This window comes from Leptolyngbya sp. 'hensonii' (assembly GCF_001939115.1).
Taxonomy (GTDB): Bacteria; Cyanobacteriota; Cyanobacteriia.
In genome coordinates this window covers 1-26,615 of sequence record NZ_MQTZ01000057.1, presented here as the reverse complement: position 1 = coordinate 26,615, position 26,615 = coordinate 1, and the positions used below count along the sequence as shown (strand labels likewise).

At 52.0% G+C, this 26,615-nt stretch carries 28 protein-coding genes and 1 pseudogene; 21 read left to right on the top strand and 8 right to left on the bottom strand.

The features are described from left to right. The gene (gene aroF / locus BST81_RS24200) at window positions 1-1,059 is read left to right on the top strand and encodes a 3-deoxy-7-phosphoheptulonate synthase (RefSeq protein ID WP_075601090.1); all 1,059 of its coding nucleotides are present in this window, start codon (window positions 1-3) and stop codon (window positions 1,057-1,059) included. 71 nt (window positions 1,060-1,130) lie between these two features. On the opposite strand, the gene BST81_RS24195 is transcribed toward aroF, so the two are convergent. The 3 genes from BST81_RS24195 to BST81_RS24185 form a co-directional block, all read right to left on the bottom strand. Beyond that, window positions 1,131-2,417: a hypothetical protein gene (locus tag BST81_RS24195; RefSeq protein ID WP_216351445.1), complete on the bottom strand. Its 1,287-nt coding sequence runs from the start codon at window positions 2,415-2,417 to the stop codon at window positions 1,131-1,133. Between the two features lie 264 nt (window positions 2,418-2,681). Beyond that, entirely contained in the window at window positions 2,682-3,812 is a 1,131-nt protein-coding gene (locus tag BST81_RS24190; protein WP_075601088.1) for a HetZ-related protein 2, read from the bottom strand. 180 nt (window positions 3,813-3,992) lie between these two features. Further along, the gene (locus tag BST81_RS24185) at window positions 3,993-4,295 is read right to left on the bottom strand and encodes a hypothetical protein (RefSeq protein WP_075601087.1); all 303 of its coding nucleotides are present in this window, start codon (window positions 4,293-4,295) and stop codon (window positions 3,993-3,995) included. A 224-nt stretch (window positions 4,296-4,519) separates the two neighbouring features. On the opposite strand from BST81_RS24185, the gene BST81_RS24180 reads away from it, so the two are divergent. Together BST81_RS24180 and BST81_RS24175 are read left to right on the top strand one after the other, a co-directional pair. Beyond that, on the top strand, window positions 4,520-5,608 hold the full coding sequence (locus BST81_RS24180; protein ID WP_075601086.1) for an ElyC/SanA/YdcF family protein: 1,089 nt from the start codon (window positions 4,520-4,522) through the stop codon (window positions 5,606-5,608). Window positions 5,609-5,668: 60 nt separating this feature from the next. Next, window positions 5,669-7,414 (top strand): ABC transporter ATP-binding protein, encoded by a 1,746-nt coding sequence (locus BST81_RS24175; RefSeq protein WP_075601085.1) that lies wholly within the window; start codon window positions 5,669-5,671, stop codon window positions 7,412-7,414. A 22-nt stretch (window positions 7,415-7,436) separates the two neighbouring features. Here the strand turns inward: BST81_RS24175 and BST81_RS24170 are convergent, their stop codons facing one another. Continuing rightward, window positions 7,437-7,862 (bottom strand): hypothetical protein, encoded by a 426-nt coding sequence (locus tag BST81_RS24170; protein WP_075601084.1) that lies wholly within the window; start codon window positions 7,860-7,862, stop codon window positions 7,437-7,439. A 246-nt stretch (window positions 7,863-8,108) separates the two neighbouring features. Here BST81_RS24170 and BST81_RS24165 point away from each other — a divergent pair, with 246 nt between their 5' ends. Together BST81_RS24165 and BST81_RS24160 are read left to right on the top strand one after the other, a co-directional pair. Continuing rightward, complete coding sequence (locus BST81_RS24165; RefSeq protein ID WP_075601083.1) at window positions 8,109-8,894, top strand: WecB/TagA/CpsF family glycosyltransferase; 786 nt, start codon at window positions 8,109-8,111, stop codon at window positions 8,892-8,894. 66 nt (window positions 8,895-8,960) lie between these two features. Continuing rightward, window positions 8,961-10,418, top strand: a complete 1,458-nt coding sequence (locus BST81_RS24160; RefSeq protein ID WP_075601082.1) for an ATP-dependent DNA helicase RecQ — start codon at window positions 8,961-8,963, stop codon at window positions 10,416-10,418. On the opposite strand, the gene BST81_RS24155 is transcribed toward BST81_RS24160, so the two are convergent. After that, a complete protein-coding gene (locus BST81_RS24155) occupies window positions 10,405-11,370 on the bottom strand; it encodes a DUF362 domain-containing protein (protein WP_075601081.1) in 966 nt (321 codons plus the stop codon). The genes BST81_RS24160 and BST81_RS24155 overlap by 14 nt on opposite strands. Window positions 11,371-11,743: 373 nt before the next feature. Between BST81_RS24155 and BST81_RS24150 the strand changes: the two genes are divergently transcribed. The 14 genes and pseudogenes from BST81_RS24150 (at window position 11,744) to BST81_RS24085 (ending at window position 23,373) form a co-directional block, all read left to right on the top strand. Beyond that, entirely contained in the window at window positions 11,744-12,352 is a 609-nt protein-coding gene (locus tag BST81_RS24150; protein WP_075601080.1) for a tetratricopeptide repeat protein, read from the top strand. A 113-nt stretch (window positions 12,353-12,465) separates the two neighbouring features. Then, the gene (locus BST81_RS24145; RefSeq protein WP_253188468.1) at window positions 12,466-13,659 is read left to right on the top strand and encodes an RNA polymerase sigma factor, RpoD/SigA family; all 1,194 of its coding nucleotides are present in this window, start codon (window positions 12,466-12,468) and stop codon (window positions 13,657-13,659) included. A gap of 71 nt (window positions 13,660-13,730) precedes the next feature. Further along, window positions 13,731-14,240 carry a GNAT family N-acetyltransferase gene (locus BST81_RS24140; protein ID WP_075601079.1) on the top strand — a complete coding sequence of 170 codons (510 nt, stop codon included), beginning with the start codon at window positions 13,731-13,733 and terminating at the stop codon, window positions 14,238-14,240. A 41-nt stretch (window positions 14,241-14,281) separates the two neighbouring features. Then, window positions 14,282-14,488, top strand: a complete 207-nt coding sequence (locus tag BST81_RS24135; RefSeq protein ID WP_075601078.1) for a glycogen debranching protein — start codon at window positions 14,282-14,284, stop codon at window positions 14,486-14,488. Window positions 14,489-14,504: 16 nt separating this feature from the next. Beyond that, the gene (locus BST81_RS24130) at window positions 14,505-14,693 is read left to right on the top strand and encodes a CPXCG motif-containing cysteine-rich protein (RefSeq protein WP_075601077.1); all 189 of its coding nucleotides are present in this window, start codon (window positions 14,505-14,507) and stop codon (window positions 14,691-14,693) included. 578 nt (window positions 14,694-15,271) lie between these two features. Next, the gene (locus BST81_RS24125) at window positions 15,272-15,625 is read left to right on the top strand and encodes a DUF1428 domain-containing protein (protein WP_075601076.1); all 354 of its coding nucleotides are present in this window, start codon (window positions 15,272-15,274) and stop codon (window positions 15,623-15,625) included. 421 nt (window positions 15,626-16,046) lie between these two features. Next, a complete protein-coding gene (locus BST81_RS24120; RefSeq protein WP_075601075.1) occupies window positions 16,047-16,532 on the top strand; it encodes a VOC family protein in 486 nt (161 codons plus the stop codon). Window positions 16,533-16,616: 84 nt separating this feature from the next. Beyond that, complete coding sequence (locus BST81_RS24115) at window positions 16,617-17,027, top strand: GFA family protein (protein ID WP_075601074.1); 411 nt, start codon at window positions 16,617-16,619, stop codon at window positions 17,025-17,027. 57 nt (window positions 17,028-17,084) lie between these two features. Further along, on the top strand, window positions 17,085-17,240 hold the full coding sequence (locus BST81_RS29305) for an HNH endonuclease (protein WP_083637061.1): 156 nt from the start codon (window positions 17,085-17,087) through the stop codon (window positions 17,238-17,240). A 10-nt stretch (window positions 17,241-17,250) separates the two neighbouring features. Then, entirely contained in the window at window positions 17,251-17,922 is a 672-nt protein-coding gene (rnc, locus tag BST81_RS24105; RefSeq protein WP_075601073.1) for a ribonuclease III, read from the top strand. A 63-nt stretch (window positions 17,923-17,985) separates the two neighbouring features. Further along, window positions 17,986-18,294 (top strand): SDR family NAD(P)-dependent oxidoreductase, encoded by a 309-nt coding sequence (locus BST81_RS24100; RefSeq protein ID WP_253188467.1) that lies wholly within the window; start codon window positions 17,986-17,988, stop codon window positions 18,292-18,294. Between the two features lie 286 nt (window positions 18,295-18,580). Beyond that, complete coding sequence (locus BST81_RS24095; protein WP_075601071.1) at window positions 18,581-20,197, top strand: glutamate synthase-related protein; 1,617 nt, start codon at window positions 18,581-18,583, stop codon at window positions 20,195-20,197. Window positions 20,198-20,226: 29 nt separating this feature from the next. Then, window positions 20,227-22,182, top strand: a complete 1,956-nt coding sequence (locus tag BST81_RS24090; RefSeq protein ID WP_075601070.1) for a thiamine pyrophosphate-binding protein — start codon at window positions 20,227-20,229, stop codon at window positions 22,180-22,182. A gap of 319 nt (window positions 22,183-22,501) precedes the next feature. Beyond that, window positions 22,502-23,373: pseudogene (locus BST81_RS24085) on the top strand (IS630 family transposase). 272 nt (window positions 23,374-23,645) lie between these two features. Here the strand turns inward: BST81_RS24085 and BST81_RS27760 are convergent. Continuing rightward, complete coding sequence (locus tag BST81_RS27760; RefSeq protein WP_143780480.1) at window positions 23,646-23,999, bottom strand: hypothetical protein; 354 nt, start codon at window positions 23,997-23,999, stop codon at window positions 23,646-23,648. Window positions 24,000-24,494: 495 nt separating this feature from the next. Here BST81_RS27760 and BST81_RS24070 point away from each other — a divergent pair, with 495 nt between their 5' ends. Both BST81_RS24070 and BST81_RS24065 read left to right on the top strand, forming a co-directional pair. Further along, entirely contained in the window at window positions 24,495-24,725 is a 231-nt protein-coding gene (locus BST81_RS24070) for a DUF433 domain-containing protein (protein ID WP_009555820.1), read from the top strand. Then, on the top strand, window positions 24,722-25,054 hold the full coding sequence (locus BST81_RS24065) for a DUF5615 family PIN-like protein (protein ID WP_075601068.1): 333 nt from the start codon (window positions 24,722-24,724) through the stop codon (window positions 25,052-25,054). Before BST81_RS24070 ends, BST81_RS24065 begins: the two co-directional genes overlap by 4 nt. Window positions 25,055-25,607: 553 nt before the next feature. On the opposite strand, the gene BST81_RS24060 is transcribed toward BST81_RS24065, so the two are convergent. Further along, the gene (locus tag BST81_RS24060) at window positions 25,608-25,874 is read right to left on the bottom strand and encodes a hypothetical protein (protein WP_075601067.1); all 267 of its coding nucleotides are present in this window, start codon (window positions 25,872-25,874) and stop codon (window positions 25,608-25,610) included. Next, the gene (locus BST81_RS28610; RefSeq protein ID WP_216351444.1) at window positions 25,822-26,034 is read right to left on the bottom strand and encodes a hypothetical protein; all 213 of its coding nucleotides are present in this window, start codon (window positions 26,032-26,034) and stop codon (window positions 25,822-25,824) included. Before BST81_RS28610 ends, BST81_RS24060 begins: the two co-directional genes overlap by 53 nt. Window positions 26,035-26,615 lie beyond the last annotated feature (581 nt).

Here is a 26,615-nt window from a genome sequence, read left to right as displayed (position 1 = left end):
ATGATTGTTGTAATGAAAGTGGGTTCCCCGGAACCTGAAATCGTTCGGGTCTGCGAGGAACTGACTGGCTGGGGATTAACACCCGAAAAGATTGTCGGGAAGCATAAGGTTGTTCTGGGGTTGGTTGGAGAGACCGTATCTTTGGACCCCTTGCAAATTCAGGAGGTTAGCCCCTGGATTGAGCAAGTGTTGCGAGTAGAGCAACCCTTTAAGCGGGCCAGTCGTGAATATCGTCATGGGGAGGCCAGTACGGTTACGGTTCCAACTCCCAATGGCTCCATCCATTTTGGGGAGCACCATCCTCTGGTTGTTGTGGCGGGTCCCTGCTCTGTTGAAAATGAAGAGATGATTGTTGAGACGGCCCGACGGGTTAAGGCTGCCGGGGCTCATTTCCTGAGAGGGGGCGCTTACAAGCCTCGGACTTCTCCTTATGCGTTTCAGGGTCATGGAGAAAGTGCTCTGGGGCTGCTGGCGGCAGCTCGTTCCGTGACAGGTCTGGGGATTATTACAGAAGTCATGGATGCATCAGACCTGGATAAAGTGGCGGAGATTGCTGACGTGGTTCAAGTAGGAGCCCGCAACATGCAAAATTTCTCGCTGCTGAAAAAGGTGGGAGCCCAGGATAAGCCTGTGTTGCTGAAGCGTGGTATGGCGGCCACGATCGAAGATTGGCTGATGGCTGCAGAATATGTGCTGGCTGCAGGGAATCCCAATGTCATTCTCTGTGAGCGGGGAATCCGGACTTTTGATCGCCAGTATGCTCGAAATACGCTGGACCTGGCTGCAATTCCCGTTCTACGGGCCTTGACTCACCTGCCAATCATGATCGATCCTAGTCACGGCACTGGACGGGCAGAATATGTGCCCGCCATGGCTATGGCTGCGATTGCAGCCGGAACGGACTCGCTGATGATTGAGGTTCACCCCAACCCGGCTAAAGCCCTGTCGGATGGGCCCCAATCTTTGACGCCAGAGCGTTTCGATCGCCTAATAAAAGAATTGTCTGTCGTGGGTAAAGCTATGAACCGTTGGCCTGAACCCGTAGCAGCCCGCGTCTGATCCCTGGTGCTAACGTGATGGGGATAGGATAGAGACGGGATTAATCCCGTCTCTATCCTATCCCCATCACGTCATGGGTCGGCCAGGTTGGCGCTACCTCCCCCTTCCTTCAGGGTCAGGGCTTCCAGATCTTGAATCTGTTGCTTCATGCTCATGAGCATTTGGTTCAAGGCTGTCAGTGACTCTTGATTGGAACGCAGAGAGGCCCGTTCGGTTGTGGCTCGCTCGCTAATTTCGCTCAACTTCCGTTGCAGTTGTTTGGCAATTCCAAGGGCGTCTCGACCCAGGACGGCCAGCTGTTGCTGCTGATGGAACTTTAACGCAGCTCCTCTGAGTACCTGCACAGTAGCCTCCTCTCCATTGATCCCTGGCATGAATCGAAAGCGCAGAAGTAGGCGATTGCCCTGATAGAGCCGCTCGATCTCGACCTCCCGGGGTTTCTGAATGGGGAGCAACGGGAGATTGTTCAAATGCTTAAATTCGTTAATCACCCCCTGAAATAGAGATGGAGAGAGATCTTCCAGGGCAGACTGTAGAACGCCGTCCTGGCTCCAGAGAATTCGCCCGTGCTGCTGTTGTCGTTCCAGGAAGAGCCGACCAATGCCTCCAGCCAGAACTCTAGCCAGCAGCTCATGCATCAGGTTTTTGGGTGGGAGCAATCCCAAAACTTCGATCGGGCTATTGAGATGAGTGGCCCGCACATCTAGCTCTGGTAGAGACAGGGTAGAGTCACCGGCGTCTGATTCGACAATCGCTGCCGAAGTTCCATCCGGAAGCGCCTGAACCTCTTCTTTCAGGATCAAAGTTTCGTTGCTGTTTGCCTTGGGCTCTGCTACAGCCGGAAATGAAGCCTGCAGAGCACCAATGTCTGTGAGATGTTCGATCGGCTCGTCTCTTGCTCCAGAACCCGTAACTGTCGGGGTTTCTTCAGGGGACTTAGGAGGAGCCTCAGGAGGGCGACTGCTAGATCTGGCCAATTCAATTTCGTCAGGGCTGTCCAGAATTAGTGTGGCTTGAGCATTACGATCGACCGGTGGGGGGGTATCTGCAGGTTTCTTGGGACTGGCTTTAGGGGGTCGATCGGCCTTGGAAGGTGGAGCTTGCTCAACGATCTTCTTTTTCTTGTCAGCATAGCTTAAGTAAGCTGACAGCATTGCTTGATGAACTTCCGACGAAATCGATCGGGGGACCAGGGAGCACTTAATGTAGGCTAAAATTCGGCGGATGTAATCCAGGGCAGCAGTATCTTCCGGGTTCACCATGCCCAAGTTCATCCGACTTCCTTCCACAGACAGGGGCAGGACTTGGTGATAAAGGCAAACCTCAAGCGGCAGAATGCTATCGATCAACTGAAACATCTGCTCTGAGTCCAGGCGTGGGGTTCCCTCGATGCCTGAACTGGGTGTTGTGGTTCGCTCACCCGGGCCATTGCCTCTCGACTCAGTGCGGTCACCAGGTAAAGACACCATAGGGCAGAAGTTAGTGCTAAATCCAACAGTACTATTATCGTAATCTCAACTATCGAACGAAATCCTGAAGAAACTCAACCGAATTGGGCTCTAGTAAAATTTATTTACAATCATGATTTGACCCTGAACAGTTGGGCTGGAGGGTCAGGGGAGTCAGGATGCAGTCCGAACAGCTTGGGCAGCCAGATAAAGCTTTCCCCATTCCCCCATCACTTGATTGGTCTTGAGATTCAGATCCCGGGCGATCGACTCAATACTTTTACCGGCCTTCAGTTTATTGATTAACTGGCATTGTTCTGGTGTTAGGCTATCCAGATATTGCTGCCACTGTTCTGGGGTCAGCCCCAGGCTATGTTCCTGGAGAGAAACCTCCAACCAGTTGGCGACCAGATCAGGTTGAGCTTTGAGGGCAAACACTCGAACTGCATGATAACTGATCTTTTCGCGCAGTCGGTAAATTTGCTTAATTGGGACGTTTAACGCGGTGGCAATTGCCTCCTGGGTATATCCCTGGAGGTAAAGCTTTAACCATTCAGCCGCCAGGGGTTCCACATTTTCAACCAGATAGGCCGAGAACTCTTGCTGAACAGTATTGCGAAGCACCTGTCGATGTTCCCACTCCTGGTCTTCTTGGTACTGGGCAATGGCCTGATTGTCCAGCAGGCTGACGGGGTTGTCGGCGTCTTCAGCAATGACCTCATCGGAGACCAATCGCACCAAGTCATTCGTGGGGACCTGGGTCATGCCTCCCCGCTGAGACCGGCGTAAGTAGTTGACAAACCGGTAGGCTAGCAGTGGCTGGTTACGAATGGGACGTAGGCAATATTCTTCGGTGCTGGCCAACAGAAGGGAGTTTCGTAGTCGAGGATTTGCGGTACATTGGGCGATCCAATTGAGCTGCTGCTGCATATACCGATCGTTTTGAAGCAATTCCTGTACGACTTCCTGCAGCACATCCACGACGGTTCGTTGCCGATCTCGACTCAGGGCCACCCAGGTGCGAATCTTATTCCGCAGCAGAAACAGGCTACCCAAACGTTGAATTAAACGTCGATAGGCCTGTTCTGGGCCGACGCCCAGATAACGCTGTTGTAGAATGCGGTACCGATAGTCCATGGCTTGCTGGGCAATCGATCGTTCTTCGCCAGTCATGGCTGTGACCCGATCGGGGTTTTCCCCAACCAGCCAGCGCACCATGCTTTCCACAGCAGCAGAACTTTGACTGGGAAAATCTGTCTGAATCCGTAGTCGCCAATCCTTCGCCCATTCCTCTGCCAACGTCATAGAGTCGCAGTCCCCAAGGTCCGTCTTTTGAGCCTTTCCCACCACTCGAATCCCAATTCTTTTCTGCAGTAAGGTGTTCTGTTTGTGTCTTCAAGTTTCACCATTATGGCAAATCTTGAAACTGAGCCAAGACATTTGTCCCCTAACCCAAGCTCGTGATTGTCCTGTAACCCAAGCTTGCTAGCGTGACCCTTTGTCATCCGTGGCCATGACAAGGTGTTGCAAGACTTCTGTGAGGTTGCCCAGCCGTTCCAGAATATTGTCCTGGACTTCGACCAGGGTTTGAATGGCATCACTCAAGGCGAAAATTTGATATCCCTGCTGCTGAACCTGCTGGCCTTGTTGCTGGACCTGAGTCACCAGGAGATCCATCCGATCGGCCAAGCGGTCAACGGTCTCAGTGGTTGCGAGTACGGCTTCTGCCACCTTTTCTACGACAGATTGCAACTGAACAGATTGGAGCTGATCAGACTTGACTTCCACCGGGGTTCCTCTTAAAAATCACACCTGATAGCCATTCTAGTGGATGGAGATTGGCTCGGCCTTATGGATTTACGGCCCTGGTATGGACAATGGCTCCTGATGTTCTGTCCTGTCTGAAAGAGGAGCAGGCCTGAAAATGCCCTGCTCCTCTTGGCCTGTGGGGCAACTGTGTTATCGTGAGCATGCTTCAAATGGATAGGACTTGCATGAGGGATTAAGCAGCCATGTTTGAGCTCTTGAGCCAGATTCTCCTGGCGCTGCTGATTATCTGGATCATCTGGTTTGCTTTAAGTAAATTTGTGGGCCAGCTTTTCTATACCGTCCTGGGTGTGCTGGTTTTTGCTGCAGTTATTCTTCTGGCTGTTTTGTCTCCCAGTAATGACGGTACGGCTGCGGATATCTGGCAGATCCTATCCTTACCCTTAAAACCTCTGGGCCTTTCCCTGGTGCTTATTCTGAGCGCTATTTTGCAGGGGCTCCCCATTGTTCAGCAGAAAAGCCTATTCAAAGATAGCAAGTTTATCGGCTTCAATCTGGATTTGACCAAAGCTGCACCCCAGAGAATTCTCATTGCGACCCTGATCGTCTTGATTTCGAGTTTGCCGATCGTTGCTGACGAATTGACTGAACGCATGGAAAAGGAAAGCCTCAGTGTGACTTCTCGATCGGCAACCCTAACCGGGACCATCATTTTGCTGGGCCAGGAGACGATCAAAATTGCCCAGGGCGCTAACGTGATTCCGGATACCCCTCAGATTCAACTGTTGGATAATCGCCTTCCTTACACGGCCCAACTGTATGGAGAGCAGGCGGCTCGGGGAAATCGGTCTCAGGTGATTATTTGTGGCGATCGCCGCCAGAATGGGGTGTTGTCAGCCGTCAATAGCGATGCCATCGCCCGCCAACTGGTCAGACGGGGAGTGGCCGAGGGCGATATTATCAGCAGCAAAACCATCACCACCCGCACCATTATCGAGTCGAATGAGAGTAAGCCAACGAGTCGGCAGGAAGCCTATTGTGAAGCCACCAGCCTGCTCACCAGTGCCAATACGGTCAAATCTATTCTCACCGATCGGGGCCTGGGGACCCAGGTTATTCTGGTGACCCATGCGTTGAACACTTACCGGGCTGTGAAAACTTTTGAGAATAAGGGTCTGGCCGTAATCGCCAGACCCACCGACTTTTTTTCAGTGGGGGTCACCCCCGATCGCTTGCTGCGCAAGCTGATTCCCAGTGCAGGTGCTCTGGCCCAAACCACCCGGGTAACGGATGAGTGGTTGGCCTCCCTCTACTACTTCATTCGCAATCGTTAAGGCATCCTGTCGTATAGGATCGAGAGGCATCTTTGTGCGGATAGCTTGACGGATATCATCATGGCTCCTCGATCTCAACTTCAAAAACTGGCTGCTTACCTGCGTCCTCACTGGCAGAAAGTGAGTGCAGGGATTTTGGCCTTGCTTCTGGTTAATTGTCTGGGGGTAACGATTCCTCTACTCATTCGGAGCGCCATTGATGAGTTACAGGTCGCCTTCAGTTTTGGTCGAGTTGCCTACTATGTGGCTCTGATCATCGGGTTGGCCTCCGTGATGTGGGTGATCCGGATGGCTTCCCGCATCTGGTTGTTTGGGGCGGGTCGGCAGGTGGAGTTTGATCTGAAGCAACGCATTTTTGATCATCTGTTACAAATGGAGCCAGCCTATTTTGCAGTCAATACCGCTGGTGACCTGATCAGCCGTGCGACCAGTGATGTGGAAAATATTCGTCGCCTGGTTGGCTTTGCGGTCCTCAGTCTGGCCAATACCATTTTCGCTTACAGCTTGACCCTGCCCGTTATGCTGTCGATTAATCTGCCCTTGAGTCTTTTGGCCATCTCCGTTTACCCCTTCATGCTGCTGTTGGTTCGCCTCTTTAGTGATCAACTACGCCAGGAACAACTGGTTGTTCAGGAAGAGCTATCGAGCATGAGTGAGTTGATTCAGGAGGACATGAGTGGGATTGCCCTGATTAAAATTTATGCTCAGGAAGACAATGAGCGAGGGGCCTTTCAAGAACTGAATCAACGTCTGCTGGTGGCCAATTTACAACTGGCAAAAACCCGGAATATTCTCTTTCCGGTGCTGATTGGCATCTCCAGTACCAGTTTTCTGTTGTTGCTGTGGCAAGGGGCGTCAGCGATCGCCAGTGGGGTTCTCACCGTGGGTAACTTCATTGCGCTGCTGCTTTACGTGGAACGGCTGGTGTTTCCGACGGCACTACTGGGGTTTACCATCACCACTTATCAACGGGGGGCTGTCAGTATCGATCGGGTGGAAACCATCCTGATGGCAGAACCCAAAATTGTTGATCCGCCAGGAGCCATCGCCCTAACCCAGGCCAGGGGAAAACTCACCGCTCGTCACCTGACCTATACTTATCCTGGTGCGGCAATCCCAGCTCTGGAATCGGTCAACTTCACCATTCAAACAGGGGAGACCGTCGCCATTGTTGGGCCGATTGGATCGGGTAAATCTACCCTGGCCAATGCTCTGCCCCGCCTGCTGGACATTGCTCCGGGGCAACTGTTTCTGGATGATCAGGATATTACCCAGATCAACCTGCAGGATCTGCGGCGCATGATTGCCTATGTGCCCCAGGATAGTTTTCTGTTCAGTACGACCGTGCGCAATAATATTCGTTACGGCATGCCAGGGGCTGAGCCCCTGGAAGTGGAACAGGCTGCTAAACAATCCCAGATTCACCCGGAGATTCTCAACTTTCCCCGGCAGTACGAAACGATCGTCGGGGAACGGGGTATTACCCTCTCTGGGGGTCAGCGGCAGCGTACTGCCCTAGCCCGGGCTCTGCTGGTGGATGCTCCCGTCTTGATCCTGGATGACTCCCTCTCCAGCGTGGATAACCAGACAGCGACTCAGATCCTACAAAACCTTTCTGAGGGCACAAAACGCCAGACCGTGGTCTTTATCTCCCATCAACTTTCAGCTGCTGCGATCGCTGATCGGATTCTGGTCATGGATCGGGGCCGGATTGTTCAGGCCGGAACCCATGCCGAACTGCTGGAACAGTCTGGCCTTTACCAATCGCTCTGGAATCAGCAAAAGTTAGAAGAACTGCTCAAGTAGGGATGCCAGGGTGACTGAAGGCTTAATGTAACCATCCCCAGCTTTGGTTGTGCAGTTTCAGGAACACGGAAAGATCGATCGGCAGGGTTTTAGCTTGGGGGTTGTTGTCGGATCCAGTGTCTTCGATCATCATCCCCTTCAGGATCTCAGCTACCCGATCGGCATTGGGGCTTGCCATCAATCTTTGGGAGAGGACAGTCAGTTCCCGATCCAGAATTGCCTTGGCTTCCTGATCGGTCTCAACTGTCGCGAGTTGCGTCCGGATTGTGGTCAAGCCCTCCCGGAGCACTTGAGTCTCCGAGGTGTTGGGCAAATTTTGCATGACTTGAGTCAGGGCAATCTGGCTATCCTGAGCCAGGGAAATGTCTCTGGCGGGGTTGGGTGACAGATCAAGCCCGCTGGGGTTGAAGAGAGTCAGGGTAGAGATGAGAAGGCAGACAGTGCACATAGGGTGTTGGGGTGAAGGCGACTAAAGTTACTGACCTTTATAGCAATCTGGTCTAAGGGGTGCAAGACTCAGATTCGGATTTGCTCCTCCCCTGAGAGTGGGACAACTGGACCAGCAGTCCATCCATGGTCTGTGCTCTTAACCCAGTAGGTTTTGCGATCGCGGCAAAGAAGGCGAAAATGATCTGATAATGTGGGTTTGAGAAGTGAAGAAACCTCCAGATTGACCCTGAGATTGATCAGATTTATGAATGTACGGCTGTTTGAACAACAGGACATATCCCAGACCCCTCGACCGATCTCTGTGTTGGGGCTTCCGGTTCACCTGATGGATGACTATGTGGGCTGGTTGGTTTCTCGTTTACAGCAAAAGTTGGGAACTCAGGTCGTGACCTTAAATGCCGAGATGACCATGCAGGCGGACCACAACCCTGCCCTGGCCCGGATCATTGCTCAAGCGGATTTAGTGGTTCCAGATGGCTCTGGCATTGTCTTCTATTGCTGGCTTCAAGGGATTCGATTGCAGCGCTCTCCTGGTATTGAACTGGCAGAGTCACTGCTGTGCCGCTGTGCCCAGTTGGATCAACCGGGTTCAGTTTTCTTTTATGGTGGGGCTCCCGGGGTAGTGGATCAGGTTGTGCGGGAGTGGCAACAACGGGCACCAGGGTTGAGAATTGCCGGTTGTCAGCACGGCTATCTGGCAGCGGCAGACCAGGCAGAATTCAAGCAGACCCTGAAGAGTTTGCAACCCAGCATTATTCTGGTGGGATTGGGAGTGCCTCGTCAGGAGTACTGGATTACGGAGAATCGATCGCTCTGCCCGAATTCCATCTGGATTGGCGTGGGTGGCAGCCTGGATATTTGGGCTGGAACCAAGTCCCGAGCACCTGCCTGGTTGCGCAATCACCACATGGAGTGGGTCTACCGGCTTTACAAAGAGCCCTGGCGCTGGCGGCGTATGCTGGCGCTGCCCCAGTTTGCCTGGCGGGCGTTGCTCTACCGTCTGACGCAAAGAGGCAGTGTGATTCAGTAATTCCGGCAAGGGCTTCAGCCCGATCGCGGAAGATGGCTCTGGGTTGGATGGCCTACCCTAGGGGCCATGCTAAACACTGATGACTTGCTCAAAACGCTCAAACAGGGGTGGGGCTACGATCAGTTCCGATCTCCCCAGGAAGAGATTATTCGCTGCCAGCTCGATGGCCGGGATACCCTGGTGATCATGCCAACGGGGGGCGGCAAATCGATTTGCTTTCAACTCCCGGCCCTGGTGCAACCAGGCTTGACGATCGTCCTCTCTCCCCTAGTGGCCCTGATGGAGAATCAGGTGCAAGCGCTGCAACAGCGCCATCTTCCAGCAGCCCTGCTCCACAGTGAGGTTTCAGTCCCACAGCGGCGACGGGTTTTGCAGGCGCTTAAACAGCAGACCTTGCGCCTGCTGTATTTATCTCCGGAAACGTTGCTGAATCCGTCAATCTGGGAGCAGCTCCAGCAACCCTCTCTGCGGATTAATCGGCTGGTTCTGGACGAAGCCCATTGTTTAGCGCAATGGGGGGAATCCTTTCGGCCAGCCTATTACCGTTTAGGGGCCGTTCGAAAGGCTCTGCTGCAGGCTCGACCACCCGGAAGCCAGATTCCGATCGCCGCCTTCACCGCCACAGCCGACCCGGCAGCGCAACAGTTGATTACCCGTATTTTGGATTTGCGCCAGCCCCAGGTCTTTCGGCAGAATCCCTACCGGCCCAATTTAAATCTGACTGTTCGGATTGCCTGGAGCCCCAGGGGGCGGCGACAGCAGCTCCTGGCGTTTATTCAAGCTAGACCGGGGCAGTCGGGTCTGGTTTATGTGCGGACGAGGGGAGATAGTGCAAGTTTAGCAGCCTGGTTGGGCCAGCAGGGTCTGGCGACTGCGGCGTACCATGCCGGATTAACAGCTCAGGAGCGACGCCAGATTGAGCAGGACTGGCTAACCGATCGACTGCAATTTGTCGTCTGCACCTGTGCTTTCGGGATGGGCGTTGATAAGGGGGCTGTACGCTGGGTGATTCACCTGCATGCTCCCCTGCTAATGTCGGAGTACGTGCAGGAAATTGGCCGGGGAGGCCGGGATGGCAAGCCCACCGAAGCCCTGACCCTGGTCAGTGAACCCACCGGCTGGCTAGATCCCGAAGATCACCAGCGGCAACAGTTTTTTGTCGGACATCTGAGATCGCAGCAGCAGACTGCCCGTCGTCTTCTGACTCAGTTGCCAGTGCGGGGAGAGGTGAGAACCGTGACTCGCCAGTTTCCAGAGGCAGCTCTGGCCCTGGCCTGGTTACAGGGTTCCGGTCAACTGGTGTGGGAAGACCCCTTTCATTACCGAATTCAGCGATCGGCCCCCAGGGTTGCTGCCCCATTGCAGACGGAGGCTATCCGGCAAATGGAAGCATATTTCCGGATTCGCAGTTGTCGGTGGCAATTCATCCTGCGGGCGTTTGGATTTGCGGCTGAGGCGGCAACTTTTGCCTGTGGCCATTGTGATCATTGCACCCGATCAACCCATCCTCTTATCGGGGGCTAGCATAGGCCCGGATGGGTTCTTTGATAAACCGGATATACAGGTGTTTGAAGGTGGATTGGACGACCCGAGGTAGACCGAAATCGATCGGGATCAGACGATCGGGCAATTGCCAGTCAGCAATTTGCAGGTCAGAGGGGTGCAGATGGGGAAACAGCACCGTCTCCAGGTCGGGACCGTATCCCAGGTGTTCGGCAGCAGCTATCGTCGGAACAATCGCCGGGTCAACCTGAAGGATTTCGACCATGGCCCGATCGAGGGCGAAGACATCGGATGAAGCCCCCAGGATCCCCAAGCGACGGGGTTCTCCCCCACTGGGACCGTTGCCTTCATGGCCGATGATGCCATCCAGAATGGTCAGATCGGGATCGATCGCCCGCGCTGTTTCCACCAGCATTTCCCCAAAGCGCTGCCGGTCTTTTCCGGCCTCCATGTGCCACCAGGCCTTCATCTTGCCCGGAACACAACCAAACAGGTTTTTGACCCCCAGGGTGAGGGTGAGCTGGGCATGGGACTTGACCTTGGGCAGGTTAATCACCACATCGGCCTCGATCGCCTCTTTGGACAGGAGGAGATGATTAAAGCCTTCGCTGACCGTCTGATAGCGCTTGCCGTGAAATTCTACGATCGGCAGATCCAGTTGCTTCAGAATCTCCTGATAGCCGTTGGTCTGCAACACGCCCCTGGCACTACCAAAGGCGGGGCTATCCCCGATAAAGGGTTTACCCCCGACGGCCTGGACCATCCGGGCGACGCAGTAGACCAGTTCCGGGCGGGTGACACATTCCTTAAAGGGGCGGGCTCCGGTGAGGAGATTGGGTTTCAGTAAGACCCGATCGCCGGGCTTGATCAGGCTTGTGAGACCACCCAATGGCTCCAGTAGGGTGGCTAAATCAGCCATCAGGGGTTCCTGGTTGTAGGATTCAGCGCGCAGCAAACTTACAGAGGGATACATCGGGAGTGGCCTGTCAACGTCTGTTTGTCAGTCTAACAGGTGGGAAAGGAGCGTTGGCAAGGGGGAGGGCTTGGCAGCCAATCGCCCTGGGAGAATATGGGACAGATGCCTGAGTCTTTTGAAGGGGACTGCGGAATTCTGAACAGATTGATTTTTAAAGTTTTTAAAAAAATGTACGGATGCCACCGTATTCTTACTGAACTAGATTGTATGAATCTCTAACCTTACCTGCAATATACGGAACTCCTCTGGAGAATTAGCCCCGCTTCGAATGTGCTGGCTTTGTCTGGGAGCGGGTTTCAATCCTGGAGCTGAATGTATTCTGCTGGATTCGAGTCTGGTTGTTATGTCCCCTGTTTATCCGGTTTAGATTATGGTTGCACCATTGACTTCTCCGAGTCCCCTGGTAGAAAACCTGGCTGGTAGCTGGTTTTCCCTGGGAGTCCAGTCCTATTGTTCTGGCGATTTTGACAATGCGATCGCAGCCTATTCCCAGGTGCTGCGCCTTCATCCCCGCCATGTGCCCACCTATATCAATCGGGGAGTGGCCTACAGACACCTCCAGGATGTCTGGGCGGCCCTGGCAGATTTTAATGAGGCAATTGCCCTGGATGCGAGTGAACCCAAGGCTTATCTGAATCGGGGGCTGGCCTATTCCGAGTTGGGGGAGAAGCAGTCTGCCCTGGCGGATTACAACAGGGTGATTGAGCTGAATCCCCACTATGCTAAGGGCTACTATAACCGGGGGGTCATTCGATCTGAGTTGGGCTATCAGCAGGCCGCGATCGAAGATTTTTCCCATGCGATCGCCCTGGATTCCGACTATGCCAAAGCCTATTACAGTCGGGGGTATGCCCATCAACGCTTAGGCGAGACGGACATGGCCCGTCGAGATTTCTATCGGGCAGCCAGACTCTATAAGCAACAAGGCCAAGATGAGGACTGTGACCTGATTCTGCAGCAGGCTGACCATTTGTTCTAAGAGCCTGAGGAAATGAGCTTTCGATGCTTTTGTAGTCCAGTGAACAGCCGACTTCAGGAAAGTTCCTCTATCTATGAGGTGGCAACTGTTCTCGCAAGCAACCGGTCTGGATTGTGAATAGAAACCTTGCTCAGCTCAACACCTTTGAATTTGAAGTGTCCGGATTCAATTCCCGTGGCGGGCCTGAATCTGGGGAGGGACTCAGGGGACCCCTGGGTTTGGGAGTGGATGTTCGACGGGATGGGGTCCTTGCTCTGACCCAACTGCGCGAATCGGATTTGCAGGAGGTGGAGGGTCAGGACCTCGGTCCAGATTCGGAACGGCTGGGGGAGGTTCTACCCAGTTATGGCAGATCCCTCTCTGAGGATGCGATCGGAACCTTTTTCAAGGAAATGGCACGCTATCCGTTGCTGCGGGCAGATGAAGAAATTCAACTGGCTCGCCAGGTCAAATTCCTGGTTGAGATTGGGGCCATCCAGGAGCGGTTGCAGACAGAACTGGAACGGAACCCAACCCGATCCGAGGTGGCGGTCATCCTGGGGCTGACTGAACGGCAATTGGAAGTCAAGCTTCATCACGCCCGTACAGCCAAGCGGAAAATGATTCGCTCGAATTTGCGGCTGGTGGTTTCTATTGCCAAACGGTATCTGAATCGAGGGGTTCCCTTTCTGGACTTGATCCAGGAAGGGGCCTTGGGTTTAAACCGGGCGGCTGAGAAGTTTGATCCGGATAAGGGGTATAAGTTCTCGACCTATGCCTACTGGTGGATTCGCCAGGGGATTACCCGCACGATCGCCAACGATGCCCGAACTATCCGCCTACCGGTGCATGTGATTGATAAGCTTAATCGCTTGAAAAAGGTCTACCGGGAATTACGCAAAGAACTGCACCGCCACCCTTCTGAGAGTGAACTGGCTCAGGTTCTGGACCTTTCCCCACGGCAGTTGCGGGAGTTGCAACAGATTCATCAACAATCCCTGTCTTTGAATCATCGGGTTGGTAAGGAAGAAGATACGGAACTGATTGATCTGCTGGAGGATGGCAGAACCCAGGGGCCAGAAGCCCGCATCAGTGAAGTGATGCTGCGCCAGGAGGTCCTGGATGTGTTGGCGGATGTGCTGACCCAGCGGGAACAGGACATCATTGCCCTCCGCTATGGCCTCACCACCGGGGAACCCTGTACCCTGGAGGAAGTGGGGGGAATATTTAACCTCTCGCGGGAGCGAGTCCGCCAGATCCAGACGCGGGCGATGCGCAAGCTGCGGCGACCCCAGGTGGCTGCCCGTCTGCGGACCTGGCTGCGCTAAGCGTCCTTTCCCTGGGATTTCGGGTCCGTGCTAGCATGCCTTAGGTCCACAGCGATGATGCGCCACTATCAATGTTAGAGTCTCAACCTGTGATTCGTGCTGCTATGGCAGCAGATATTCCTGTTCTGTTCCAACTGATTCAGGCATTGGCCGCCTATGAGAAGCTGTCCCATGCGGTCACTGGAACAGCTGCAGATCTGGAGGAGCACCTGTTTGGTCCCAAATCCCATGCGGAAGCCCTACTAGCAGATGTCGATGATCAGAGCGTCGGATTTGCCCTATTCTTCTACAATTACTCGACGTTTCTAACCCGTCCTGGCATCTATCTGGAAGATCTGTTTGTGCTCCCAGAGTATCGCCAGCGGGGCATTGGCAAAGCGCTTCTGAGTTACCTGGGTCAGCGAGCAGTGGCCCATAACTGTGGTCGTCTGGAATGGAGTGTGCTGGACTGGAATGAACCTGCGATCGCCTTCTACCGGCGGATGGGAGCTGATATTTTGCCCGACTGGCGCATTTGTCGGGTGACCGGTGAAGCTTTAGAAAATCTTGCTAATCTCCATCCGATAGCTACTATAGAATGATGGCTGAAACCCAGCCCTATTGATATGTAGAGGAGTTAACTATGGCAATCTGGGTGAATGAGCAAATTGATCCATCCGGGATTCTGTATTCCTGCATTGCCTGTTATGACGAAGACCAGGCCAATGATTGTCATGCCTCTTTTGAGCAAAACCTGACGGAAGACCAGAAGAAAGAAGGTTGGGTGGCCCGCATCCGCAAAGTAGAGTCCTGGGATGAGGTTCCGGCCAGCGCCCTGAAGCTGGATTAGACCCCATTATTTGCAGATGGAAAGCACGGCAGAGTATCTCTGTGCCTATTGTGGTCAGCCTAATTTGACGTTTATCGATCTGAGCGCTGGAGGGCAGCAATCTTACGTGGAAGACTGCCAGGTGTGCTGTCGCCCTAATGTTTTATATATCCGGGTTGATGAGGACACCCTGGATATTGAGATTGATACGGACTATGAAGAGTAGGCCGTTATATTCCAATCAGGGGTTGTGCATCAAAATTATTGTTAGATAGGTGATTAAATCCCCCAGGCAGAAGTAGTGTTGATGCCCATGGGGATTTTGCCATGTTTATGGGTCTTAGAATGACGGCAGAGCTTGCATTCCATAGCTTGAGCAGGTGAATCGTTGATTTCCTACTCTACCAGACCCACATCAGTCTGATGCCTGCACAAAATTCCAACCCCTGAAAAGCTTGTACCCTTCTTTCACAAATCTTTATAGATGGTTAGGTGGACAGATCTTTGATTTGTAGTACTATTGTTCTATATCGGAGGTCACCACACTATTTCCTTGGGCAGGATCTCTATGCTGTCAACTCCAAGGGGGCGTTGCTGAATAGAAGTATGATTTTCGTGCTTGAGCCTTATGCAGCCCTCACCCTAGCCCTCTCCCAAAGGAGAGGGAACAAGAGTTTTAGCTCCCTTCTCCTGCGGGAGAAGGGTTGGGGATGAGGGTAATTCATATTTGCATTCAGCAAAGCCTCCAAGGGAATTAGATGTCAAGTAGATGTCAAGCCAAATTATGTTTTTCAGGAGGCGGTAATGGAATACATCGAAGGCTTTGTAGCTGCAGTACCTACAAAAAACAAGGAAGCTTATATCCAGCATGCCCGTGAAGCTGCCGTAGTATTCAAAGAGCATGGAGCAACTCGGTTAGTGGAATGTTGGGGAGATGATGTTCCATCTGGAGAGAAAACATCATTCCCGATGGCAGTACAGTGTAAAGACGATGAAACCGTTGTCTTTTCTTGGATATCATGGCCCTCACGAGACGCTAGAAACGCTGGTATGGAAAAAGTCATGAAGGACTCTCGCATGAGTAACGAGAGTAACCCACTGCCTTTCGACGGAAGCCGCTTGATCTTCGGTGGTTTTCAAATGGTTGTAGATGAATAAAAGAGTTGAGCGGACGCAGTTTTCTACACATCAGGCAACTGGGCTTTCAGTCTCACCAACTTTAGGCAAATGAATAGTTATTAAGGAGAAATCTCAAGTCTGGGGCAGTTGCTCAGTTGGTTCGTTAGACCGCCAATGGGAAACACATTGGTGCGGTTAACACATTGATGCGGTTAACACATTGATGCGGTTCAGCAATGGCGTAAATTCTAATCTCAGGCGATGGCGTAAATTCTGGCGTTGCTGAATAGAAGTATGATTTTCGTGCTTGAGCCTTATGCAGCCCTCACCCTAGCCCTCTCCCAAAGGAGAGGGAACAAGAGTTTTAGCTCCCTTCTCCTGCGGGAGAAGGGTTGGGGATGAGGGTAATTCATATTTGCATTCAGCAAAGCCTAAATTCTAATCTCAATGGACAAGCCACATGACAAAGATAGCAAAGAACACAGTTTGCCTTTGGTATGACGGAAGTGCCGAGGAAGCGGCACGGTTTTATGCCGCTACCTTTCCAGACTCTTCTGTTGACGCTGTGCAACGCGCGCCGGGGGACTTTCCGTCCGGAAAGGAAGGAGATGTGTTGACCGTCTTGTTCACCGTAATGGGGATTCCGTGTCTCGGTCTCAATGGAGGATCTGCATTCAAGCATAACGAGGCGTTCTCGTTTCAGGTCGCAACCGCTGACCAGTCCGAAACGGATCGTTACTGGAACGAGATTGTCGGCAATGGTGGCCAAGAGAGTGCCTGCGGATGGTGCAAGGACAAGTGGGGGTTGTCGTGGCAGATCACGCCGCTGGCCCTGACAGAAGCGATTACCGATCCCGACCCTGCTGCCGCCAAGCGCGCCTTCAATGCGATGATGACGATGCGAAAGATTGACATCGCCATGATCGAGGCGGCGCGACGTGGCTGAGATACTGACGGTCTAACAACGCCCATGCACACCGATCGTCGAAGGTTGATCGGCAACGTTAGCCCTTAAAACCAGGAGTCTGAAATGTTAGAAGAGAAAATTGAAGGTGGTTGCCAGTGCGGTGCAATCAGATACTCAATTTCTGGTGAGCCAGTCTTGGCCGCAATCTGTCATTGCGCAATGTGTCGTCGCGCTCATGCTGCGCCAGCCGTTGCTTGGGCCATGTATCAAGAAGATCAAGTTCATTTCAGCAAGGCACAGCCAAAACCTTTCGCATCATCTCCTGAAGCCAAGCGGGGCTTTTGTGTGGCCTGTGGTACCCAGATCACTTTCACGGCGAGTTTCTTGCCAGGCCTCATTGACATCACGATCGGTAGTCTGGACAACCCAGAGTCAGTGAAGCCAACTCTGCATTACTGGCATTCAAAACACCTTAGTTGGGCTGAGTTCGCTGACACCTTGCCCCGTCATCCGGAATTGCCTCCATTTTCATGAGGCGCAGGGCTAACGCCCAAGCTCAGCCCTCTGGGTTGTCTGTGAGAACGCAAGTAGATAATCCTCGACCATCTAAAACCTAAAAGTCGAGTTGGTTCAAACTCCCTAGAAAATCTACGGTTGGCATGTTTGCCCTGTAATAACTCTCGTGGGAATAGTCTCTATCCACCTCGACAATCCCGTTCTTGCACAAATCAGGTTTTAGTGAATTAAGAAGGGGAAAATGCATAAACTCTTGATGTTTAACGACGAGAAGCTTTTACGCCGAGCCCTCACCCATCGCTCATATATCAATGAAAACTCTGGAGAAGGTGGAGATAACGAGCGTCTAGAGTTTCTAGGTGATGCTATTCTAAATTTCCTGAGTGGTGAATATCTGTATCAGGTTAATCCTGAGATGGGAGAAGATGACATGACCCGACGGCGGTCAGCACTTGTAGATGAAAAACAGCTTGCCAGATTTGCTGTTGAAGTTGGCTTGGATTTCAGAATGCGTTTGGGACAAGGTGCTATTCGTGATGGTGGTTATCAGAATCCAAATCTTCTTAGCAGCACTTTTGAGGCAGTGATTGGTGCTTACTATCTAGATAACAGTCGCAACATTGAGGTGCTACGCCCTTTAGTAGCGCAACTATTTGATTCTGTGCCAAAAGAAGTGATGGCAGTTCGCTCAAATATTGACTCTAAAAATAAGTTCCAGGAACTCATGCAGGCAAATGGAGCAGCAACTCCTCCAAAGTACGTCACAGAAAAATCAGGTGGGGCAGATCATGCTCCAGAGTTTATTTCTAGGGTTTATGTGGATGGCAAACTCTACGGCGAGGGTCAAGGTAGCAGTAAGAAAAATGCAGAAAAGCAGGCTGCTGAAGATGCTCTAGCCAAGTTGAGAAAATGAGGATTGCTATAGTGCAGGCGAGGGCTAACACGTCAGGGCAGCCCACGATCGAGAGACGCTGGTGTGGTTGTTGAGGTTTCCTACCACCGTTGCATTGTGCCGTTATGGTTCACTAACAATGCTGGCATGATCGGCTCTGGTGGGCTATTTACTGCGACCAGTGTGGAAACGGCTCAGTGGGAGATGAATACCAACTACTTCGGTACGCTTTTGATGGTGCGGGCCTTTGCACCGATCTTGCAACGTAATGGTGGCGGCGCGTTCGCCTCTGGCGGCACAACGTGCATCGTCAACATGATGTCGGTGGTATCCATTACTAATGCCCCTGTATTTGTTTCCTACAGAGCTTCCAAAGCTGCCCTCAATTCCTGAACTCAAAACATTCGAGCTGAATTGGCCAAGCAAGGCACGCAAGTAATTGGCGTTTGCTGCTTGGATGCCTTAATAGACCAGTAAATAGGGAGAACTCAATCCCCATCAACTCGAATTTTTGAATCTTCAAGAATATCCATTTTTCTTGGATCAGGGCAGTTTGATCGTTATAAAGATATTGAGATAACTTGAGGAAATTCTATATTCATGCCTCATTCATGTATAAATTTGGAGTGCAACAAACCATAAAATCTGCAGTGTACTGAGAGGATGTGGATAGGCCCTGATGGTAAACAAAATCAAGATTGCAGTGTGGCATGAGATTCCCGATCGCCAACCTGTTGGGGCGATCGCTGAGGGAATTGATTTGGTGATGGTGCGCTGGGACGACCAGGTATCCGTACTTTATGGTCGCTGTCAACACCGGGGTGCCCTGATGGCAGATGGTTATATCGAGGGCAACAACATCGTCTGTGGCGTTCATCAGTGGGACTATCGGTTTGACAGCGGCGTGAGTGCTTACAGCAACAACGAAGCCCTGGATAAGTTTGAAGCCTGGGTTGAAAATGGCGATGTCTATATTGATGCCGACGAAATTATTGCTTGGAAACAAAACCATCCCCAACCCTACGATCGGGATGCTTACCAGGGCCAATATGCGGATATCCACGGCACGATTGAGGAACCCCACACCCAGCTGATCCACGCACTAGCCACGAGTGGGCTCTCCAAAACCGGCCACCACGGCCCCGTCGCGGCCATGGGTATTCCGGCTCCAGAGCTTCCCCAATGGGCAAAACTTCAGTTTGTAACCGCGCAATTGGCTCGGCTGCCCCAGTTAGAGGATGTGGCAGTGGGCACAGAGTTAGTCATTGGTCCCCAATCCAAGCAACCCCTCAAACTCGACATTCCCCTTTTTGTCTCCGATATGAGCTTTGGTGCCCTATCAGAAGAGGCGAAAGTTGCCCTGGCAAAGGGAGCAGAACTCGCTGGAACCGGTATTTGTTCAGGGGAAGGCGGCATGTTGCCAGAGGAACAAGGTAATAACAGTCGTTACTTCTATGAATTGGCATCCGCTCGCTTTGGCTTTTCGTTGGACAAGCTGATGCAAGTGCAGGCATTTCACTTCAAATGCGGTCAGGGCGCTAAAACGGGCACAGGTGGTCACCTGCCGGGAAACAAAGTGAAGGGTAGAATTGCGGAAGTCCGGGGTCTAAAGGAAGGGCAACCCGCCGTTTCTCCCCCCCGGTTCCCTGACTGGGAATCGGTTGAAGACTTTCGCAAATTTGCTGAGACAGTGCGCGATACGACAGGGGGCATTCCCATCGGGGTCAAACTGTCGGCACAGCACGTTGAGCAAGATATCGAAGCAGCACTCCGGATTGGCGTGGACTACATTATTCTGGATGGACGAGGGGGTGGCACGGGCGCAGCCCCATTGATCTTCCGAGATAACATCTCTGTGCCCACGATGCCAGCCTTAGCCAGAGCGAGACGCTATCTTAATCAACGGGGGGCCACCCATGTCACCTTGATTGTGACCGGAGGCTTGAGGACGCCAGCCGATTTCGCCAAAGCCTTAGCGCTAGGAGCCGATGGCGTTGCGCTCTCCAATGCGGCGATTCAGGCGATCGGCTGTCTGGGGATGCGCGCCTGCCATACCGACAACTGCCCGGTTGGCATTGCGACCCAAAAAGAACACCTGCGATCGCGATTGATCATCGACGAAGCAGCACAACGCTTGAACCGCTTCTTCCGTGCCTCAACAGAACTCATGCAAGTGATGGCTCGCGCCTGTGGTCATACCCACCTGAATCAATTCTGTCTGGATGATTTGACCACCTGGGATCGGGAGATGGCCTATCTCACTGGGGTCAACTATGCCGGAGTCATGCCCCTTTAGTCAGTAAAGAATAGTCAGGAAGAATAATCATGACTGCTGCCGCAACGCACTGGTTCAAAGTACTGGAATTGGACGAATTACCCGAAGGTCGCGTCAAAACGGTGACGGTAGGGCACAAAAGTCTGGCCATGACTCACTACAACGGTCAGTATGGTGCCCTGGATAACCGCTGCCCGCACCAAGGGGGGCCGTTGGGAGAAGGGTCGATTGAAAATGGCTTATTGCGTTGTCCCTGGCATGGCTGGGACTACTGCCCTCTGACGGGCAAACCCCCTGGAAATCTGGAGGTGGATGATGCGCTGGAAGCCTTTCCCGTAGAAGTCAGAGACGATGGCATCTATGTCACCGTCTCTGATGAAAAGCCTCACCTTCGCACTGTGACGGATGTGATGGCAGAAACCCTGGTGAACTGGGGCATCACCCATGTCTTTGGCATGGTGGGTCACTCCAACCTGGGGTTGGCAGATGCCTTGCGGCGGCAAGAAGCACAGGGGAAACTCACCTTCATCGGGATTCGCCACGAAGGAGCAGGAGCATTTGCAGCTTCTGCGTATGCCAAGCTGACAGGTCGTCCGGCTGCTTGCTTAACCATCGCTGGTCCGGGAGCCACCAACCTGCTGACCGGACTGTGGGATGCCAAAGTCGATCGCGCTCCCATCCTGGCCATGACGGGGCAAGTCAGTACCCAAGTGTTGGGTACAGGGAATTTTCAGGAATGTGATTTGTCTGCTGCTTTCAGTGGGGTAGCCGCCTGGAGCCAGACGGTTCTCAGCCACAGCAAGCATGGCGAGTTAATGACTCAAGCCATCAAACATGCTCTGCTCAAACGGGATGTGGCTCATCTGATTTTTCCGGATGAAGTGCAGAATGAACTGGCTGCAACCAATGCTAAAGCGTCTGGTCCCCAAGGACGCATCACGCCGATGCAGATCGCACCCCCCCCAGAATCCTTGCAGCAAGCCGTTGAACTCCTGAAAGCCTCAAAGCGTCCTGTGATTATTGTCGGTCACGGTGCTCGTTTTACGATGCCAGCAATTACTGAGCTGGCAGAACAGTTGAATGCTCCGGTGTTGACCACTTTCAAGGGGAAAGGACAAATCTCCGATTACCATCCCCTGGGTTGTGGGGTGCTGGGGCGTAGCGGGACTCCGATCGCCTCCTGGTTGATGAACGAGGCTGATGTGCTGCTGGTGTTTGGCGCATCGTTCTCAAACCATACGGGGATTTATCCCGGCAAGCCCATTATTCAAGTTGATTTCGATCCCTTAGCCCTGGGTAAGTTTCATCCAGTGACCGTACCGGTGTGGGGTGAAATTAGCGTGGTGGTAGAGCAGTTGCAACAGGCATTGGTGGGCGCTGTTCAGACCGAGAATCAGCGATCGCAAGTAGCAGAACGTTGGGCGATCTGGCGCGCGGAGAAACGCCATCGGGAACAGGATGACCAGGGCAATGGGGTGAATTCTGCTGCGATTTTTGCCGCGATGACCCGCCAGGTTCCTGAAAATGCAGTGATCTCGGTAGATGTGGGAAACAATACCTACTCCTTTGGCCGATACTTTGAGTGCCGTGCTCAGTCCGTGCTGATGTCGGGCTACCTGGGTTCTATTGGCTTCGGTTTTCCGGGGGCAATGGGAGCCTGGGCCGCTGTGGGGCACGATCGCCCCATTGTCTCTGTCTCTGGAGATGGCGGCTTTGGCCAGTATATGGGGGATTTTACCACCGCCGTGAAATACAACATGAACATTACCCACATCCTGCTCAACAACTGCGAGCTGGGCAAAATCAGCAAGGAACAGCGAGCTGGAGAATGGGATGTGTGGCAAACATCCTTACACAATCCCAGCTTTGCTAAGTATGCTGAAATCTGCGGTGGCATGGGCGTGCGGGTCACCCAAAAGCAAGACTTAGACAAAGCGATGGCGGATGCCCTGGGCTATAACGGTCCGGCGATCGTGGAAGTGATGGCAGACGTGAACTTGATCTAAAACTTGAATGGTGCAATCGACCATCACCCGAAAGAAAACCGGCTTTGCTGAATGCGAATATGAATTACCCTCATCCCCAACCCTTCTCCCGCAGGAGAAGGGAGCTAAAACTCTTGTTCCCTCTCCTTTGGGAGAGGGCTAGGGTGAAGGCTGCATAAGGCTCAAGCACGAAAATCATACTTCTATTCAGCAACGCTCCCACTCCCTATCAATTGGTAAGGAACTGAACCCGGCTAACTGCCCGGTTTGCTCTATTGCAGTCGAAGAGATGGTTAGGACGGTACAATAGAGGGAAATCTCAACAAAAATAGCCCTGCCCATGCCTGCTCCTTACAGTGATGACCTGCGCCAGAAAGTTCTTGATGCGATTGACGAGGGATATCGTAAAAGTCACGTCAGCCAACTGTTCAAGATCAGCCGTAATACGATTGACCTGTGGTTGAAGCAACGGGAAGCAACAGGCTCCGTCGCAGCCAATCGTCACTACCAACGGGGTCCTCAACCGAAAATTACTGATTTAGAAAAGTTCCGCAACTTTGCCGAACAACATGGTCATTTGACCCAGCAAGGGATGGCTGAGTTCTGGGAAGTGCCGATCAGTGACCGGACGATCGGCAAGGCATTAGAGCGAATTGGGTTTACTCGTAAAAAAAGAGCTACGGCTACCGAGAACGAGATGAAGCGCAACGACAAGCCTTCATAGCTGAGTTAGAGACGTACTCACCCGAACAATTGGTATTTGTGGATGAAGCAGGAGTGGATGATACAGAAGACTATGCCTATGGTTGGTGCGAGTCGTCAAAACGATTTGAGGGACTGAAGTTAGGGCATCGAACGGAGCGAATTAGCATGATTGCCGGATGGCGCAATCGAGTTGTGATGGCTCCGATGACATTCAAAGGCTACTGTGAGGGTGTTTTAGTCAGTACATGGGTGAAAAGGTTCCTGGTACCAGAATTAAAACCAGGGCAAGTGGTGGTGATGGATAATGCCAGTTTTCATCAAGCGGCAAGGATTCGAGAACAAATTGAGGCAGCAGGTTGCAAGCTACTATTTTTGCCTACCTATTCACCAGATTTGAATAAAATTGAGAAGTTTTGGGCACGTCTGAAGCACTATTTACGTAAAACGCTCAAGCAGTTTGAGAGCCTCTGGGATGCCGTAGATAACGCTTTCAGATATCTGTCCTAACCAACTCTTCAAATGCTATAGCCCTAAAATGCTGATCCGTCCTCCTCGAGTTTTCCTTTGTTCTACCCGTTTTTGTTTTCCCACTCGACCGTAGCTGTAGCTGAGCGAACTCCACAAACAGCAACCCGACTCATCTAGATACTTCAAGTCAATAGGTCCCTCCTGGGCTGCGAGTATCAGGGTATCAAGGTCTGCTTGTTTGACCTGTCGTTGCTCAGGGTCTATGTTATCCGTATCACTTATCGCATGTCGTTTGCCACAGATAGTGCTCCTTAGCCAACCACGAACTTGCAAACTTCACTTGAATGCTCCCGAAGAAATACCTGCTTGTTTGGTAACGGCTCCGTAGTTTGCGGCGGCGGTAGATCCATGAACGAGAAATGGCCAGCACCATCAGTGACGCGAACATCCACTGTTTGCCAATCGCGCATAGCATGAGCTAACCATTCAGTTTGGGCGGGAGGCGTGATGCCATCCTTGGAACCCACCCATGCCAGAATTGGAACCCGCACCGCATCAAGTGCTCCCGGAGCTTGGAAGAACCTGGTAGGCGTCGCCAACAGGGCAAGGCGAGTTAATCGGCTATCCAGTGTAATGTTGACGCGCCGACTGGTCCCTAACCACATTTGTGCTCCCGTTAGAGCAACAAGGGTAGCTGCACCAATAGAATGCCCCACACCTGCTGCTGTTGCGCCAGGTTGAACGAACGCGTCGAGTGTGAGGGACAATCGCCTTGCCCGGAGAGTTAAGTCCGCTTCTGTAGGAATTGGCGAAGCAAGTCGCTCGAAATGCGGTGCAACAACCGTGCAACTGGATTCAGCCAATGCGTTCAAAAGCGTAGTGTGACGTTCCGGCTGACCACCTGCTCCCACTGCGAAAAGCACCACAGGGGAATTTTCTGCGGCTTCGTGTATCGAGACGATGAATGACTCAGCCCCATCTTGCAGTGTCTGCGTCCGCATTAAAAGCTTGCTCCTTTAGCCAGGCGTGTCGATACGGATAATGGCACAGCTCAACGGCAGCAGACAACCTTTGCATCATCACCAAGATCTCTGTTCCGTCCGTTGCAGCGCAGTGTTAACCTGCTCTAAACTATTGGTAGCCACAAAATCTACTTTATTATGAGCTATCGAGACATTATCACAATTGAGCCTGACAAACGTGGGGGGAAGCCTTGTATTCGTCGGATGCGGATTACAGTGTATGACGTTCTTGGGTGGCTAGCTGTTGGAATGTCTACTGCTGAAATTATTGATGATTTTCCAGAACTGACAGAAACAGACATAAGAGCTTGTCTGGAGTTTGCGGCTGATCGCGACCATCGTTTAGTTGCGTCGGTGAGTGCTGCTTGAAACTACTATTTGATCAGAACCTAAGCCGAAAACTGGTTACTCGCTTGGCTGATATTTTCCCTAATGCAAGCCATGTACAATTTCATGGTTTAGCAGAGAAGACAGATACAGAAATTTGGGAATTTGCCAAGTTAAACAACTTCTGTATTGTGACTCAAGATGCGGACTTTGCAGAGAGAAGCCGTCTATATGGCTCCCCACCGAAAGTAGTGTGGTTAAGATGTGGCAACACACCTACTCACGAAGTTGAAGCTCTCATCCGTGCCGGACAAGAAGCAATTCAAGAGCTTTTAGAAAAACCCGCTCTTCACTGTTTAGAACTACATTAATTCTAGTAGCACACAGCACATCCGATTGCACAACAAAGAAGACAATCCAGGGTGCATATGGTACAGCCAATAAACAGCACGGAACGCAATCCACGAAGCTCACGCAATACCTTTGTAAGGTATGTAGACTGGGCTAGTTCCGCCGCACCATTCTTTATTATACGTACTGCCGACATTAGTTCTTCGACTACCCCCTCTGGTGCATCCTGCCTAACAGCCAAGCAAACCAACTCCTTAGCCATATCACTGAGCAGCATAGGATTAGTAGCAAGAGCATCTGGTAACCCATCGTTTTTTAAACGAGCGTCGGCTTGAAAACTGCGCCTCACGTCATCTCTAATATTTGAATTGCTTCGGAGTCATGAAATTGCTTTTTTCATCATACAATCCTCCTTAGGCGTGGCTTGTAGTATGAGTAAGAGAACAGTGCGAACTAGCAGGCTAACGTTGCTGTTCAGCGGCTGCAGATAACCTAGAACTCAGCACCAACAGCTTTTCAACCGTCCGCTTCATCGACTTGTTAGCTCTCTCACTACTCAGTTCTATTGCCCGTTTACAACTCTGTTGCTGAAAGTCTCCCTTCAACTGGTTCATACTCATCCTCCAGCAACCAAGTTTGAGCTTCATCATAGGTTGCGCTGTTGAAGACAACTTTATAATTCTCAGCCGGATCGTACACACGGCAACCTCCGGCTGGGTCACCTAACAACAGCAGTATATAAGGAGGAGACAGCATTGGATCAATCCAGACTTCAACAAAATCCCATTCACTCTTGGCTGGGTCGAGTGCGGGGGATGACATGGTATCGATTTTCTGCATCAATTTTCACCTCTCCATAGAATAGCGTAGTGCTGGAGCCATCTTCAGGATTGATTCGGTAACCGATCGCCTCAGTAAAATACAAGCCATAACGCTCATATCCTCGAATCACCCCCGTAAATTCTCCTCCTTCAATGATTGCTTGAGCAACTCTCTCCATTGTGGCTGCATTATTGAAAACGTGAGCAGATCTACCTCGTCGCAGTAATCTTTGGACTTGCGGTGTTTCAGGTAAATGCTTTGCAATATGCCTGGGGTCAAGGATAATTTCACGGTCGATACCACTCATGAACCTACCGAGTCGAGTTTTCTGAGCATATCATGCGTGCAATAGAAACCTTACTCAGATTGGCATGAGCGACAGATTCAAAATATGGATACTGATAAGCGGCTCCTCAACTACTGTCCCAACCGAGGACGAGAGAGCTAACGGCTCAAATCAGCGGCGGCAGATACCCCCGACTCTAGCACCAGTATCTTTCAACCGTCCGCTGCATTTGAATTTATGGGGAGACGGGATAATTCTGACCCAGGAGACGACTATGCATTGGGCGACAGTTTTGATGTCTACTAACATATCGCATCGCTCCTGAGATCAGATACACCGAGTTCTGAAGAAAGGCTTAAAGTCAAAGAAGGAGAGAATCTGCCAATGCTAGGAGACGACTATGCAGCGGGCGTCAGTGGATGACTACTAACATATCGTATCGCTCCTTTCATTCATCTAACAGTGCCCTAACG

What these genes read in the sequence shown, in the direction of transcription:
- BST81_RS24155 (WP_075601081.1), bottom strand. Translation starts at nt 11,370, where the DNA reads ATGTATCCCTCTGTAAGTTTGCTGCGCGCTGAATCCTACAACCAGGAA.
- BST81_RS27760 (WP_143780480.1), bottom strand. Translation starts at nt 23,999, where the DNA reads ATGTGGTTAGGGACCAGTCGGCGCGTCAACATTACACTGGATAGCCGA.
- BST81_RS24125 (WP_075601076.1), top strand. Translation starts at nt 15,272, where the DNA reads ATGGAATACATCGAAGGCTTTGTAGCTGCAGTACCTACAAAAAACAAG.
- BST81_RS28610 (WP_216351444.1), bottom strand. Translation starts at nt 26,034, where the DNA reads ATGGAGAGAGTTGCTCAAGCAATCATTGAAGGAGGAGAATTTACGGGG.
- BST81_RS24160 (WP_075601082.1), top strand. Translation starts at nt 8,961, where the DNA reads ATGCTAAACACTGATGACTTGCTCAAAACGCTCAAACAGGGGTGGGGC.
- BST81_RS24195 (WP_216351445.1), bottom strand. Translation starts at nt 2,417, where the DNA reads ATGTTTCAGTTGATCGATAGCATTCTGCCGCTTGAGGTTTGCCTTTAT.
- BST81_RS24070 (WP_009555820.1), top strand. Translation starts at nt 24,495, where the DNA reads ATGAGCTATCGAGACATTATCACAATTGAGCCTGACAAACGTGGGGGG.
- rnc (WP_075601073.1), top strand. Translation starts at nt 17,251, where the DNA reads ATGCATAAACTCTTGATGTTTAACGACGAGAAGCTTTTACGCCGAGCC.
- BST81_RS24090 (WP_075601070.1), top strand. Translation starts at nt 20,227, where the DNA reads ATGACTGCTGCCGCAACGCACTGGTTCAAAGTACTGGAATTGGACGAA.
- BST81_RS24175 (WP_075601085.1), top strand. Translation starts at nt 5,669, where the DNA reads ATGGCTCCTCGATCTCAACTTCAAAAACTGGCTGCTTACCTGCGTCCT.
- BST81_RS24060 (WP_075601067.1), bottom strand. Translation starts at nt 25,874, where the DNA reads ATGCAGAAAATCGATACCATGTCATCCCCCGCACTCGACCCAGCCAAG.
- aroF (WP_075601090.1), top strand. Translation starts at nt 1, where the DNA reads ATGATTGTTGTAATGAAAGTGGGTTCCCCGGAACCTGAAATCGTTCGG.
- BST81_RS24170 (WP_075601084.1), bottom strand. Translation starts at nt 7,862, where the DNA reads ATGTGCACTGTCTGCCTTCTCATCTCTACCCTGACTCTCTTCAACCCC.
- BST81_RS24115 (WP_075601074.1), top strand. Translation starts at nt 16,617, where the DNA reads ATGTTAGAAGAGAAAATTGAAGGTGGTTGCCAGTGCGGTGCAATCAGA.
- BST81_RS24190 (WP_075601088.1), bottom strand. Translation starts at nt 3,812, where the DNA reads ATGACGTTGGCAGAGGAATGGGCGAAGGATTGGCGACTACGGATTCAG.
- BST81_RS24165 (WP_075601083.1), top strand. Translation starts at nt 8,109, where the DNA reads ATGAATGTACGGCTGTTTGAACAACAGGACATATCCCAGACCCCTCGA.
- BST81_RS24120 (WP_075601075.1), top strand. Translation starts at nt 16,047, where the DNA reads ATGACAAAGATAGCAAAGAACACAGTTTGCCTTTGGTATGACGGAAGT.
- BST81_RS24140 (WP_075601079.1), top strand. Translation starts at nt 13,731, where the DNA reads ATGTTAGAGTCTCAACCTGTGATTCGTGCTGCTATGGCAGCAGATATT.
- BST81_RS24130 (WP_075601077.1), top strand. Translation starts at nt 14,505, where the DNA reads ATGGAAAGCACGGCAGAGTATCTCTGTGCCTATTGTGGTCAGCCTAAT.
- BST81_RS24150 (WP_075601080.1), top strand. Translation starts at nt 11,744, where the DNA reads ATGGTTGCACCATTGACTTCTCCGAGTCCCCTGGTAGAAAACCTGGCT.
- BST81_RS24095 (WP_075601071.1), top strand. Translation starts at nt 18,581, where the DNA reads ATGGTAAACAAAATCAAGATTGCAGTGTGGCATGAGATTCCCGATCGC.
- BST81_RS24135 (WP_075601078.1), top strand. Translation starts at nt 14,282, where the DNA reads ATGGCAATCTGGGTGAATGAGCAAATTGATCCATCCGGGATTCTGTAT.
- BST81_RS24180 (WP_075601086.1), top strand. Translation starts at nt 4,520, where the DNA reads ATGTTTGAGCTCTTGAGCCAGATTCTCCTGGCGCTGCTGATTATCTGG.